Below are 12,235 nucleotides of genomic sequence, written 5' to 3'. Positions count from 1 at the left end.
GTCAGCTGCGGGCGACCTTGAGCAGGCCGATGAGGCGCTGGGCGTCGAACTCGTTGTCCTCCCGCAGCGCCGCCAGCACGGCGCGCAGCTCGCGCAGGGACTCCTTGCCGGGCCTGACGCCGAGGAAGTCGGCACTGGCCGGCGGCCCCCACTGCGCGAGGCCGGAGGCGGTCATCGGGGCCCAGCCGGGTTCGACGGTGTGGTCGAACAGGTCGCCGTCGCTGAAGTGCTCGACCATGAACCCGTCCGGGTCGCGCCAGTAGTCGAAGATCTGGCTGCCCTCGATGTGGCGCCCGATGCCCCACGAGTGGTGGTAACCGTGCTCGCGCAGGTACTCCCCGCCCGCGGCCAGCGCGTCGAGGTCGGCGACCTGGTACGCGGAGTGGACGTAGCGGTTCGTCGGGCCGAGCGTCAGCGCCAGCGTGTGGTGGTCGGTCGGGGTGGTGCCGCGGTCGCAGCGGATGAAGCTCATCACCGGACCGCGCTGGCGCTGCCCGGCGTGGAACAGGAAGTCGCTGACGATCATCCCCAGGTGCTCGAGGTACCAGTCCAGCGTCTGCCGGTACCTCGTCGACTGCAGCACGATGTGCCCGAGCCGCTGCACGCGCGCCGGTGCCCGCGGGGGGCGCTGCGCGGCGTTGACCCGCAGGACCTCGTGCCCGACGTTGAGCGTGTGCGGCTGCTGCGACGGCAGCGCCGGCAGCTCGTCGACGTCCGACACGACCCGGACGCGCAGGCCGCTCGGATCGGCGAGGTCGACGGCGATGCCACCCAGTGCGTCGGGCAACCTCGTGACCTGCCGCCCGGTGACCTTGGCCAGCCGCAGGACATCGCCCAGGCAGGCTGCCCGGAACGCCGGCCCGAGGAACCGCGACCGCGTGCCCCTGCGGATGAGCACGCACGGCGCGCCAGGGTCGGTGCCCCGCAGGTGCAGCTCGTGCCCGGTGCTGAGCGTCGGGGTGAAGCCGAAGGCCCGGGCGAACACCTCGGCCCGCTGCAAGTCCGGCTTCTCGAACTCCAGCCACGCCACGTCGTGCACCTTGATCACCGGGTTCGCCGCACGGCCCGGGTGCTCGCCCGCGAGCGCCCCGCGCTCGCTGTGCAGGCCGGCGTGCGGGTCGTGACGGTCCAGCACGGCTGCTCCCTCCACCCACCTTGATGACGACATCGTCAGTTACGAAGCTACCGTCAGTCAAGAGTTTCTGACGATTTCTTCACTGTTGACGGAGCGGGCTACGATGGCCGCGACGAACGCCGGTAGTCAGGAGCACGGATGTCGGAGCAGGCCGCGAGCCGGCTGGAGCGGCGCAAGGCACGGACCCGCGCGGCCCTCGTGCGGGCCGCCCAGGCGCTCATCGCGGAGGGCCGGACCGCCGTGTCGGTCCTGGAGATCACCCAGGCCGCGGACGTGGGGCTGGGGTCGTTCTACAACCACTTCCCGACGAAGGAGCAGCTCTACCAGGCAGCGGTCGAGGACGCGCTCGACACCCTCGGTGCCGTGCTGGACGAGCTGACCACCGATCTGGACGACCCCGCGCAGGTGTTCGCGCAGAGCTTCCGGCTGACCGGACGGATGCACCGCAAGTGCCCCGAACTCAGCAAGGTGCTGCTGCACCACGGGCACGAGCTGGCCACCTCGGCGCACGGGCTCGCCCCCCGCGTCCGTCGCGACATCGACGCCGCCGTGCGCGCCGGCCGCTTCACCGTCCGCGACACCGAACTCGCCGTGGTCACCATCGCCGGCGCCGCCATCGGCCTCGGCCAACTCCTGCACCGCCAGCCCGAGCGCGACGACGCCGAGGCCACCGACCAGGTGACCGAGGACCTGCTGCGCATGCTCGGCCTCGACGCCGCCGACGCACACGAGTGCACCACCCGACCACTGCCCGCCCTCGACACCGTCGACCTCCTGCCCGACTCAGCCGCCTGACCCGTCACCAGGTTCTCCTCCATCGAGCCGTCGACCGATGGATTCCGGCACATCCCCGGATCTCCACCTACGACGACTCAACCGAAGGAGCGAGACATGCTGGGTCCTACTCGGATCGACGGATCGGTGGCGCTGGTGACCGGCGCCAACCGGGGCATCGGCCGCGCGATCGCCGAGGCGCTGCTGGAGCGCGGCGCGGGGAAGGTCTACGCCGCGGCGCGCGACCCGGAGACGCTCGGGGCGTTGCAGGAGCGCCACGGCGCCCGCGTGGTCGTGGTGCGGCTCGACGTCACCGACGCCGACCAGGTCGCCGCGGCCGTGCACGCGGCCACGGACGTGGATCTGCTGGTCAACAACGCGGGCGCGTTCGAACCGACGGAGCTGTCCGACGAGGGGATCGTCGAGGTGGCCCGTCGGGAGATGGAGGTCAACTACTTCGGGACCTTGCGGATGCTGCACGGCTTCGAGGGAACGCTGGTGCGCCGCGGCGGCGCCATCGTCAACGTCGGTTCGGTGGCCGGACTCACCAACGTGCCGCTGCAGCCCACGTACAGCGCGTCGAAAGCGGCGCTGCACTCGCTGACGCAGGCCGCGCGTGCCCTGTTGGCGGGTCGGGGTGTCAGCGTGCACGGCGTCTACCCGGGGCCGGTGGACACCGAGATGACCAAGGACCTCCCACCTCAGTTCGCGAAGACCGCGCCCGACATCGTCGCGAACGCGATCCTCGACGGCGTCGAGGCGGGTGTCGAGGACATCTTCCCGGACCCGTTCGCCGTGGCCTTCGGCGAGCAGTTCCACGCCTCGCCCAAGACCTCGGAGCAGCAGCTGGCGGCGATCGTCGCGGTCCCGGCGTAGGGCCGTTCGTGAACCGGCTCGTGCACCTGGAGCTGCACACCCCTGATCTCGACGGCGCGAGCGCGTTCTACGACGAGCTGCTGCGGTGGCGCACGGAGCGGATCGACGTTCCCCGCGGTTCGTACCATGCGCTCGCGATGCGCGGTCCGCTCGACGGCGGCATCGTCGAGTGCGGGACGGCGCACCCGACGTGGCTGCCGTACGTGGAGGTCGCGGAGATCGAGGCGATCACCGAGCTGGCCCGCCGGCTCGGCGCGTCGGTGCTGCTCCAGCCATGGGAGGGTCCTGCGGGATGGAGCAGCGTGCTGCGGTCGAGCGCGGGTGGCGAGATCGCGCTCTGGCAGCCGAAGCAGGCACTCCTGAAGGGAACGGGATGACCGAGTCGGAGCTGCTCGACGCCGCCGTCGCGGGGAACGAGAGCGCCTACGCCGACCTCGTCGAGCCGCACCGACGTCTCCTGCACGCGCACTGCTACCGGATGCTCGGTTCGGTCCACGACGCCGAGGACGCGGTGCAGGAGACGTACCTGCGGGCGTGGCGGAACCTGTCGTCGTTCCAAGGGCGGAGCTCGTTGCGGTCGTGGCTGTACACGATCGCGACGAACGTCTGCCTGAGGGCGATCGAGCGGCGACCGGGGCGGGTGCTGCCGATCGGCTACGGCCCGCCCGCCGATCCGCACGGGCCGCTCGGTGCGCCGCTCGCCGAGTCGACGTGGATCGAGCCGTATCCCGACGAGGGGCTCGACCTCGGCGACGGACCGGTCGGCCCGGAAGCGCGGTACGAGCAGCGCGAGAGCATCGAGCTGGCGTTCGTCGCGGCGCTCCAGCACCTGCCCGCCCGACAACGGGCGGTGCTGATCCTGCGCGACGTGCTCGGCTTCTCCGGCGCGGAGGTCGCCGCGGCGCTCGAGACGACGCCGGCGGCGGTGTACAGCACGCTGCAGCGTGCCCACCTGACCGTCGAGCAGCGCATCCCCGAGCTCAGCCAGCAGGCGACCCTGCGATCGCTGGGGGACGAGCAGCTGCGCGCGATCGTGGACCGCTACGTCAGCGCGTGGGAGCGCAACGACGTGGCGGCGATCGCGGCGATGCTGACCGAGACCGCTGCGATCGCGATGCCGCCGACCGCGACGTGGTACCGCGGCCGGAGCGCGGTGGCCACCGGTCTCGGACAGCTGGCGCTCAGCGGCCGGATGGCGTGGCGGCTGACCCCCACCCGCGCGAACGGTCAGCTCGCGGTCATGGCCCACGGCGGGGACGCGGGCGGCCCCCTCGTGCCGAACCACCTGGCCGTGCTCACGCTCCGCGGCGCGATGATCGACGAGATCACCTACTTCCTCACGCCGATGTGAGAAGGATCAGTCGGCGACGCGGGAGATGAATGCACCTGCGTGCGTCAGCGCGTCGGCGGCCTCGGGCAGGAACGACCAGAAGTACTGGAACACGTGGGTGGCTGCCGAGTAGATCTCCAGCCGTGCGTCGACGTCGAACGATCTCGCTCGTTCGACCACGCGCTGGGCGTCGCGGGCCAGCGGGTCGCCGGTGGCGCTCTGCACGAGCATCGGCGGCAGCCCGGCGAGGTCCGCGGTCAGCGGGCTGAGCCGCGGATCGCCCGGGTCGTGGTCGCCCACGTAGGCCGTGGCGAACGCGCGTTGCTGCCGGGGATCGAGGAACGGCTGGGGCTCGTGCGCCGGTTGCAGGTCGCAGGTCAGGTCCACCCATGGGCACAGCAGCAGCACCTGCGCCGGCAGCGGCACCGCCTGCTCCTTCAGGGTCAGCAGCAGCGCGAGCGCCAGCCCGCCGCCCGCGGAGTCGCCGGAGACGGTGATCCGCTCCGCGGGCACGCCCGTGTCGAGCAGCCATCGATAGGCGTGCACGGCGTCGTCGACGGCGGCCGGGAACGGGTGCTCGGGTGCCAGCCGGTACTCCGGCAGCAGCACGCCGGCACCGGCGGCGAGCGAGAGCGCTCCCGCCAAGGGGCGGAACCCGAAGGCCGAGCCGGCGACGTACGCGCCGCCGTGCAGGTGCAGCACCGTGAGGGGACGAGGCGGCCCGTCCGACACCGACAGGGCCGGCACACCACCGGCGTTCACCGGTCGCGCCACGGTGCCTTCGGGCGGCTCGATCTCGGCGTGGAACTCCTCCGTCGCAGCACGGATCCGGTGGATCGAGGCATCGGCGCTGGTCAGATCGTGGACCGGACGCCACGCCTTGGCGGCCCGTTCGGCCAGCTCGCCGCCCACCGAGCGGGTCGACCGGACGGCGTCGTCGACGTCGGTCAGCAGCCGCCGGGCCCGGTCCAGCAGTGCGTCCCCGGCCAGCGTGAGCTCCACCCGGTGCGTCGAGCGGCGCAGCAGGTCGTTGCCGATCAGCCGTTCGAGCGTGCGGATCTGCCGGCTCAGCGCCGGCTGGGACAGGAACAGCCGCGCCGCGGCCCGACCGAAGTTGAGCTCTTCGGCGACCGCCACGAAGGCCCTGAGGTGGCGCAGCTCGATGGCGTCCGGTGCCGGCGGGAGCGGCAACACCTGCCCGGCCGGCGCCGGCTCGTCGCGGTCGTGCTCGGTCGCCATGCCGACGATTATCGGGCCGCCGGCCGCCTCGGTGGTGATGCGCGGTCGGCACGACCGTCATGCACCATCGGCCTTTCCCTTGCCGGTCACGTCGCTGCCAACCTCATCCCATGCCCGATCGACGAACGGTGCGGCTCGTCGCCGACACCCGGTTGCGGGGGCCGGCCGGGCCGCAGCCGGCACGCACGTACTGGCCCTCGACGAGCACGACCCCGCCGTTGCTGGTGTTCCTGCCGGCGGACGACATCGAGCACGCCGACCGACGCAGCCGCGAGCTGTGCGTCGGTGCCGGTGTCGTCGTCCTGTCCGTCTCCTACCGCCGACCGCTCTGGCCGGACGGGCGCGACGACGCGTTCCTCGCCACCGGATGGGCGGCGGACCACGCCCGCGAGCTGGGCGCCGATCCCGACCGCGTCCTCCTGGCCGGCGACGGCAGCGGCGCCGAGCTCGCCGCCGCCGTCGCATCCGGCGCGCACGAACGGGGTTGGCCGCCCCTGCTCCACCTCACCGTCGACGACCTGCTCGTCCCGACCCCCGACAGATGGGAAGCCCGATGAACGAGACCGCTGCACCGCCGATCGTGGATCGCTCGACCTGGGAGGACGCCCGGGCAGACCTGCTGGTCGAGGAGAAGGCGCTGACCCGGGCCCAGGACCGGCTCAACGCCGCCCGGCGGCGGCTGCCCATGACCCGGGTCGACGCCACCTACACGTTCAGCGACCCGGACGGCAGGCGCTCCTTCGCGGAGCTGTTCGACGGGCGCCGGCAACTGATCGTCTACCACAACATGCTCACCGCCGACGACGACCACGTCTGCCTGGGCTGCTCCCTGTTCAGCGACGGGCTGGGCAACCTGGCGCACCTGCGGGCCCGCGACACCACCTTCGTCATGGTGTCTGCCGCCCGCGTCTCCGAGATCGCTGCCGTCCGGGCCCGGATGGGCTGGACGTTCCCCTGGTACTCCAGCTATGGCACGACCTTCCACCACGACTTCGTGACCGCGCGCGGCGCGAAGTTCGGGCTCAGCGTGTTCCTGCGCCAGGACGCGGCAAACTACACCGACATCTTCCAGACCTACTTCACCACCGGCCGCGGCGTCGAGTACGCCGGCGCCTTCCGCGCGCTGCTCGACCTCACCCCGTACGGACGCGGCGAGGACTGGGAGGACTCGCCCGCCGGCTGGCCGCAGGTGCCCACCCACAGCTGGGAGCGCCTCAACTTCCAGTACGACCACTCCGTGCCGGCCCGGTAGAAGGGACCTCCCGTGGCACACGTCGTGCTGTTCCACTCCATGCTGGGGCTGCGCGCGGTCGAGCGGCGCGCCGCCGACCTGATGCGCGCTGCAGGGCACGAGGTCGTCACACCCGACCTCTACGCGGGCCGGACCGCGCGGACCCTCGACGAGGGTTTTGTGCTGAAGGACGAGGTCGTCGGTTGGGCGACCATCGCGCAGCGCGGCCGAGAGGCCGTGCAGGACCTGCCGCCCGAGACCGTACTGGCCGGCATCTCCATGGGATGCGGAGTCGTGCACGAGCTGCTTCCCGACCGGCCCGACACCGGCGCCGTCCTGCTGCTGCACGGGGTCGCCGTGATCCCCACGACGGTGCGTGCGGGTCTGCCCGTCCACCTCCACGTCGCCGACGCCGACCTGCTCAACCCGCCCGTCCGCGTCACCGCCTGGCTCGACGCGACCGCCCGGACGCCCGCCCATCCGCAGCTGTTCACCTATCCCGAGGGTGGCCACTTCTTCACCGACCCCGAACAGCCCGACCACCACGAGCCCACTGCCCTCCGCACCTGGCAGCGGGCACTCGACCTGCTCGAAACCGCGTAGTTACGGTCACGGCACGCCAGCTGGGCGCACTGGACCGCGGTGGCTGCCGACCCGTCGCAGAACGAGCGCGATCACGCGATCGCCGAGCTCGTCACCTCCCTGGACGCCGTCGTCATCAGCGACTCGATGACGGTCGCCCCCGACGACCCGTGGGCAGCGACGACGCGGGTGGTGTCACGCGCCGAGGCTCCGCGGGAGATCGCGCGGCTCAAGCAGAGCGACGGTGGCGACCTGCTCGTGTTCGGCAGCGGGACGACCTGGAGTCCGCTGCTCGCGGCCGGCTTGGTCGACGAGCTGGTCGTCCTTGTCGGTGCCGCTCTGCTCGGCAGCGGATCCAAGCTCTACTCGGGATCGCGTGCGGGTCTGGCACTGCTCGCGGCTCGGGTACTGCCGGACTCACAACTGGTGGAACTGCGCTACGACGCGACCGGAGCCGGGGCCTGATCCGACGCCAGTGCGGCCTCGGCGACGTCGTCGTCCTGGCCGGGGCGGTCGCCACCGCTCACCGAGATCGCGCCGACGACGACGTCGCCCCTGCGGATCAGCAGCGAGCCGGCGCCGGCCAGCACCGCACCGCCGGCGATCTCGCTGAACCGGTCGAACAGCGCCGGCCACGACTCCTGCATCGTGCGCAGTCCGGCGCCGTCCCGGCGGATCAGGGCCACGCTCGCCGCCTTGCGCTCGGCGATCCTGGCCGACAGCGGCGGCGCGCCGTCCATCCGCCCGAGTGCCTGCAGGTGGCCGCCTTCGTCGGTGATCGCGACCGTGACCCGTGCGCCGATCTCGGCCGCGCGCTGGTGGGCGGCGCTGATGAGCTCGCCGCGGCCCTCGCTCCGGTCGACGGCCACGGCTTCGAGTTCGCGCTGCTCGCCGCGCTCGACGAGTTCGGTCCGGCCAGCCAGATCGCGCTCGGCCGGCGCTGCGGCATCGACCGCAGCAACACCCACACGATCGTCGTCGGTCTCGTGTCCGCCGGTTACGCGACGCGCGGATCCGACCCTGCCGACTCACGCCGCAACCTCGTCACCATCACCCCCGCGGGCCACCGGCGGCTCGCCCAGCTCGACCGCCTGGTCGACGGCGTGCAGATCGACCTGACCGCCGCCCTCGACGACGCCGAGCGGGAGCAGCTGGTGGCACTGCTGACCCGGGTCCTGGACAACGGCGCCCCCGCTGACGCCTGTCGCTGGGCGGAAGCCCGCCCCCGACACCTTGACCGGGCCGCCGCCGGAAGGTCGAGTCGAGGCATGCCCGACGTCCTCGTCCTCAACGGCCCCAACCTCAACCTGCTCGGCACCCGCAAGCCCGAGGTGTACGGGACGACCACCCTCGCCGACCTCGAGGACCTGTGCCGCCGGACCGCGGGCGACCTCGGCCTCGACGCCGTCTGCCGCCAGTCCAACCACGAAGGCCAGATCATCGACTGGATCCACGAGTTCGGCGCCGCCCAGCAGGCCGGGACCTGCGTCGGCGCCGTCTACAACCCCGGCGCCCACACCCACACCTCCATCGCTATCCACGACGCCATCGAGGGCGCCCAGCTCCGCGTGATCGAGGTGCACATCTCCAACGTCCACCGCCGCGAGCCGTTCCGGCACCACTCCTACGTCTCGCCCGTCGCGGCCGGGACCATCGTCGGGCTCGGCGTGCACGGGTACGCGCTGGCGCTGCACGCGCTGTCGCAGGGTTCGTGACCGTGGACCGGCCGCGCATCGCCGTCGTGGGCGCCGGGCTGATCGGCCGGCGCCACATCGAGGAGCTGGTCGCCAGCACGGAAGCCGACCTGACCGCCGTCGTCGATCCCGGCCCCGCCGGACCGGTGCTCGCCGCGCAGCACGGCGTGCCGCTGCACCACTCGCTCGCCGAGCTCCTCGCCGGTGACCGCCCCGACGGCGTCATCCTCGCCACGCCCAACCGGATGCACGTCGACGGCGGGCTGGAGTGCGTCGCGGCCGGCGTCCCGGTGATCGTCGAGAAGCCGATCGGCGACAGCATCGACGGCGCCACCCGCCTCGTCGAGGCCGGCGACCGGGCCGGTGTCCCGATCATGACCGGGCACCACCGCAACCACTCCCCCGTCATGGCCGCCGCCCGCGCCGCGGTGGCGAGCGGCGCGCTCGGCGACATCGTCGCGGTCACGGGCACGGCGCTGTTCCACAAACCCGACGGCTACTTCGACGTCAACGACGGCTGGCGGCGACGCCCGGGCGGCGGCCCGATCCTGCTCAACCTCATCCACGACGTGAACTGCCTGATGTCGCTCGCCGGCGACATCGTCCGCGTCCAGGCGACCACGTCGTCCGCGACCCGCGGCTTCCCCGTCGAGGACACGGCCGCCATGGTGTTCACCTTCGCGAACGGCGCACTGGGCACCTTCCTGCTGAGCGACACCGCCGCGTCGCCCCGCAGCTGGGAACAGACCTCCGGCGAGAACGCCGACTACCCCACCCATCCCGACGAGGACTGCTACCACCTCGCGGGAACCCGGGGCTCGCTCTCCGTGCCGTCCCTGCGCCTGCGGGACTACCCCGGCGAACGCTCCTGGTACGAGCCGTTCCGCACGTCGACGATCCCGGTCGTCCACGGCGATCCGCTCGCCAACCAGATCGCCCACTTCGCCGACGTCATCCGCGGCACGGCGGAACCCGTCTGCAGCGGTCGGGACGGGCTCGCCGCGCTCCGCGTCGTCGACGCCGTGCTCGAGGCCGCCCGCACCGCCCGAGCCGTCGGGATCTGAGCTGCAAAGCGATGGACGTCGTGCCTGTGGTCTCTACGGGTATGGATGCACCGCCACCGCCACCGCCACCGCCACCGCCGACGGCCGCCTGCAGTCGTCGGTGATCAGCCCGGAGAAGCACAACGACCGGAGCCTGCGGCCGTAGCCGCGCACGGGCAGGATGGTCCACTTCGGGGCGAGCACCACACCGACGGGGGGACGATGAACGACCGCGTGCTCACGCTCGACGAGATCGACGGCTGGACCGGCGGGCCGCTGGTCCTCTTCGTCGGCATCAGCACCGGCGGGTCGACCGCGCACACCGTCTTCGACGCCTGGGCGGCCGCGCTCGACCGGCCGTGGACGCTGCGCGGGGTCGACCTGCCGCCGGACACGACCGCAGCGACCTACCGCCGCCTGCTCGCGGCGATGCGGGACAACCCGCACGTCGACGGGGCGGTGATCACCGCGCACAAGCTGCGGCTGCACCGCGCCTGCGCAGCGGACCTGGGCGCCGGCGACCCGCTGGTCGAGCTCACCCGCGAGGTCAACACCGTCGCCCTCGACCACCACCGACGCGCCACCGGCCACGCAGGCGACGCCCGCTCCCTCACCGCCATCCTCGACCCGCCCGACGGACGGGTCGTGTGCCTGGGAGCGGGCGGCGCGGCCACCGCGCTGCTGCTCGCGCTCCACCTCGACGTCGCCACCGGAACACCGCGGCCCGATCCGCCGGACATGGTGTTCGCCGACATCGACCCCGCCGCGCTCACCGAGCTGCACGCCGTCGCCGACCGGATCGGCGCCCGGCCCACCCTGGTGCACCTGACCGGCCCGGCCGACGAGGTCGTCGCCGGCGCCGCGCTCGTGGTCAACGCGACCGGGCTGGGCAAGGACCGCCCCGGCAGCCCCCTCACCGACCACGCACCGCTCGGCCCCGGCACCCTGGCGTGGGACCTCAACTACCGCGGCGACCTCACCTTCCTCCGGCAGGCCGCCGCGCTCGGCGCCGCCACCATGGACGGCTGGGACTACTTCGTCGCCGGCTGGGCCGGCGCGCTCACCGCCGTCGCCGGACGCCCGTTCGACCAGCACGCGCTGACCGCGCTCGCCGCCGCAGCAGCGCCGCACCGACCGACAGGAGCCCTGCGGTGATCCCGTTCCGCATCGACGTCCCCGACGCCGAGCTCACCGAGCTGACCGAGCGCGTGCGCCGCACCCGCTGGTCGGACCCCGAACCCGTCGACGACTGGTCCCAGGGCGTGCCCCTGTCCTACCTGCGCGAGCTGTGCGCCTACTGGGCCGACGGCTACGACTGGCGGGCCACCGAACGCCGCCTCAACGCCTTGCCCCAGTTCCGCACCGAGATCGACGGCGTGAACATCCACTTCCTGCACATCCGCTCCCCGCACCCGAACGCGCTGCCGCTCGTGCTCACCCACGGCTGGCCCGGCTCGGTGCTGGAGTTCGAGAAGGTCATCCGGCCACTGACCGTCCCCGACGACCCCGCCGACGCGTTCGACCTGGTCATCCCGTCACTGCCCGGGTACGGGTTCAGCGACCGACCCACCGGGACCGGCTGGACGGTGCAGCGGATCGCCGCCGCCTGGCACGAGCTCATGGACCGACTCGGCTACGAACGCTACGGCGCCCAGGGCCACGACTGGGGCACCAGCATCACCACCAGCATGGCCCAGCAGGACAGCGGCCGGCTCGTCGGCATCCACGTCGTCCCGCCGATCGCCGCGCCCGACCCCGCAACCTTCGACGACCTCACCCCCGCCGAACAGGCCGCGCTCGCCGACCTGCGGCACGCCCAGGCCCACGAGTCCGGCTACGCCGAGCAGATGACCACCAAGCCGCAGACCGTCGGCTACGCGCTCACCGACTCCCCGGCCGGGCTGTGCGCGTGGATCGTGGAGAAGTTCGCCTCCTGGACCGACAGCGGTGGCCGCCCCGACACCGTCCTGACCCGCGACGAGATGCTCGACACCATCACCCTGTACTGGCTCACCCGCACCGCCACCTCGTCCGCCCGGCTGTACTGGGAGAGCTTCCGCGAGGTCGGGGAATGGTTCAGCACCGCCACCAGCGACACCGTCGACGTGCCCACCGGCTGCTCCGTCTTCCCCAAGGAGATGCCCCGCCCCTCCCGTCGCTGGGCCGCGAAGCGCTACACCGACATCCGCCACTGGGGCGAACCCGAGCGCGGCGGCCACTTCGCCGCCTTCGAACAACCCGAGCTGTTCACCAGCGAGGTGCGCACCTTCTTCCGGCTCGTGCGCTGACGCGGTCATCACCCTGCACGGTGATCGCCCTGTCGAGTTACCG

At 72.5% G+C, this 12,235-nt stretch carries 16 protein-coding genes and 1 pseudogene; 13 read left to right on the top strand and 4 right to left on the bottom strand.

All coding sequences use genetic code 11. The annotated features are described in order from the left end of the window. Position 1 precedes the first annotated feature (1 nt). Complete coding sequence (locus ACQEVB_RS36005) at positions 2–1,135, bottom strand: VOC family protein (RefSeq protein WP_432982629.1); 1,134 nt, start codon at positions 1,133–1,135, stop codon at positions 2–4. A 138-nt stretch (positions 1,136–1,273) separates the two neighbouring features. On the opposite strand from ACQEVB_RS36005, the gene ACQEVB_RS36000 reads away from it, so the two are divergent. From ACQEVB_RS36000 to ACQEVB_RS35985, 4 genes are all read left to right on the top strand, one after another. Continuing rightward, complete coding sequence (locus tag ACQEVB_RS36000; protein WP_432982626.1) at positions 1,274–1,930, top strand: TetR/AcrR family transcriptional regulator; 657 nt, start codon at positions 1,274–1,276, stop codon at positions 1,928–1,930. Between the two features lie 96 nt (positions 1,931–2,026). Further along, the gene (locus ACQEVB_RS35995; RefSeq protein ID WP_432982624.1) at positions 2,027–2,785 is read left to right on the top strand and encodes an SDR family oxidoreductase; all 759 of its coding nucleotides are present in this window, start codon (positions 2,027–2,029) and stop codon (positions 2,783–2,785) included. Between the two features lie 8 nt (positions 2,786–2,793). Continuing rightward, the gene (locus ACQEVB_RS35990; protein ID WP_432982621.1) at positions 2,794–3,162 is read left to right on the top strand and encodes a VOC family protein; all 369 of its coding nucleotides are present in this window, start codon (positions 2,794–2,796) and stop codon (positions 3,160–3,162) included. Further along, the gene (locus ACQEVB_RS35985; protein WP_432982618.1) at positions 3,159–4,136 is read left to right on the top strand and encodes a sigma-70 family RNA polymerase sigma factor; all 978 of its coding nucleotides are present in this window, start codon (positions 3,159–3,161) and stop codon (positions 4,134–4,136) included. Before ACQEVB_RS35990 ends, ACQEVB_RS35985 begins: the two co-directional genes overlap by 4 nt. Positions 4,137–4,142: 6 nt before the next feature. On the opposite strand, the gene ACQEVB_RS35980 is transcribed toward ACQEVB_RS35985, so the two are convergent. Next, positions 4,143–5,354 carry an alpha/beta hydrolase fold domain-containing protein gene (locus tag ACQEVB_RS35980; protein ID WP_432982615.1) on the bottom strand — a complete coding sequence of 404 codons (1,212 nt, stop codon included), beginning with the start codon at positions 5,352–5,354 and terminating at the stop codon, positions 4,143–4,145. Between the two features lie 110 nt (positions 5,355–5,464). Here ACQEVB_RS35980 and ACQEVB_RS35975 point away from each other — a divergent pair, with 110 nt between their 5' ends. Genes ACQEVB_RS35975 through ACQEVB_RS35960 form a run of 4 tightly spaced genes read left to right on the top strand, consistent with a single transcriptional unit; the run spans position 5,465 to position 7,632 of the window. Further along, positions 5,465–5,911, top strand: coding sequence for an alpha/beta hydrolase (locus ACQEVB_RS35975; protein ID WP_432982613.1), 447 nt, complete (start codon positions 5,465–5,467; stop codon positions 5,909–5,911). Continuing rightward, complete coding sequence (locus tag ACQEVB_RS35970) at positions 5,908–6,606, top strand: DUF899 domain-containing protein (protein ID WP_432982610.1); 699 nt, start codon at positions 5,908–5,910, stop codon at positions 6,604–6,606. The genes ACQEVB_RS35975 and ACQEVB_RS35970 overlap by 4 nt, the downstream gene beginning before the upstream one ends. A 12-nt stretch (positions 6,607–6,618) precedes the next feature. Beyond that, a complete protein-coding gene (locus ACQEVB_RS35965; RefSeq protein ID WP_432982607.1) occupies positions 6,619–7,188 on the top strand; it encodes a dienelactone hydrolase family protein in 570 nt (189 codons plus the stop codon). A 39-nt stretch (positions 7,189–7,227) separates the two neighbouring features. Then, entirely contained in the window at positions 7,228–7,632 is a 405-nt protein-coding gene (locus tag ACQEVB_RS35960; protein WP_432982604.1) for a dihydrofolate reductase family protein, read from the top strand. Here the strand turns inward: ACQEVB_RS35960 and ACQEVB_RS35955 are convergent. Then, positions 7,605–8,036, bottom strand: coding sequence for a GlcG/HbpS family heme-binding protein (locus tag ACQEVB_RS35955; protein ID WP_432982601.1), 432 nt, complete (start codon positions 8,034–8,036; stop codon positions 7,605–7,607). The genes ACQEVB_RS35960 and ACQEVB_RS35955 overlap by 28 nt on opposite strands. Between ACQEVB_RS35955 and ACQEVB_RS35950 the strand changes: the two are divergent. The 3 genes and pseudogenes from ACQEVB_RS35950 to ACQEVB_RS35940 all read left to right on the top strand — a co-directional run. Then, positions 7,926–8,192, top strand: a pseudogene (locus tag ACQEVB_RS35950) (MarR family transcriptional regulator); the annotation flags it as partial. The gene ACQEVB_RS35955 and the pseudogene ACQEVB_RS35950 overlap by 111 nt on opposite strands. Before the next feature lie 243 nt (positions 8,193–8,435). Beyond that, positions 8,436–8,882 (top strand): type II 3-dehydroquinate dehydratase, encoded by a 447-nt coding sequence (aroQ, locus tag ACQEVB_RS35945; RefSeq protein ID WP_432985478.1) that lies wholly within the window; start codon positions 8,436–8,438, stop codon positions 8,880–8,882. Positions 8,883–8,884: 2 nt separating this feature from the next. Next, a complete protein-coding gene (locus ACQEVB_RS35940) occupies positions 8,885–9,925 on the top strand; it encodes a Gfo/Idh/MocA family protein (protein WP_432982598.1) in 1,041 nt (346 codons plus the stop codon). 33 nt (positions 9,926–9,958) lie between these two features. Here ACQEVB_RS35940 and ACQEVB_RS35935 read toward each other — a convergent pair whose 3' ends face one another. Further along, complete coding sequence (locus ACQEVB_RS35935) at positions 9,959–10,108, bottom strand: hypothetical protein (protein ID WP_432982595.1); 150 nt, start codon at positions 10,106–10,108, stop codon at positions 9,959–9,961. 18 nt (positions 10,109–10,126) lie between these two features. On the opposite strand from ACQEVB_RS35935, the gene ACQEVB_RS35930 reads away from it, so the two are divergent. Both ACQEVB_RS35930 and ACQEVB_RS35925 read left to right on the top strand, forming a co-directional pair. After that, positions 10,127–11,059 (top strand): hypothetical protein, encoded by a 933-nt coding sequence (locus ACQEVB_RS35930; RefSeq protein WP_432982593.1) that lies wholly within the window; start codon positions 10,127–10,129, stop codon positions 11,057–11,059. Then, positions 11,056–12,192 carry an epoxide hydrolase family protein gene (locus ACQEVB_RS35925; protein ID WP_432982590.1) on the top strand — a complete coding sequence of 379 codons (1,137 nt, stop codon included), beginning with the start codon at positions 11,056–11,058 and terminating at the stop codon, positions 12,190–12,192. The genes ACQEVB_RS35930 and ACQEVB_RS35925 overlap by 4 nt, the downstream gene beginning before the upstream one ends. Positions 12,193–12,235 lie beyond the last annotated feature (43 nt).

This window comes from Pseudonocardia sp. CA-107938 (assembly GCF_050936315.1).
Lineage (GTDB): Bacteria > Actinomycetota > Actinomycetes > Mycobacteriales > Pseudonocardiaceae > Pseudonocardia.
Note: the sequence above shows the minus strand (reverse complement) of the source record. Positions and strands in the feature narration are given on the sequence as shown.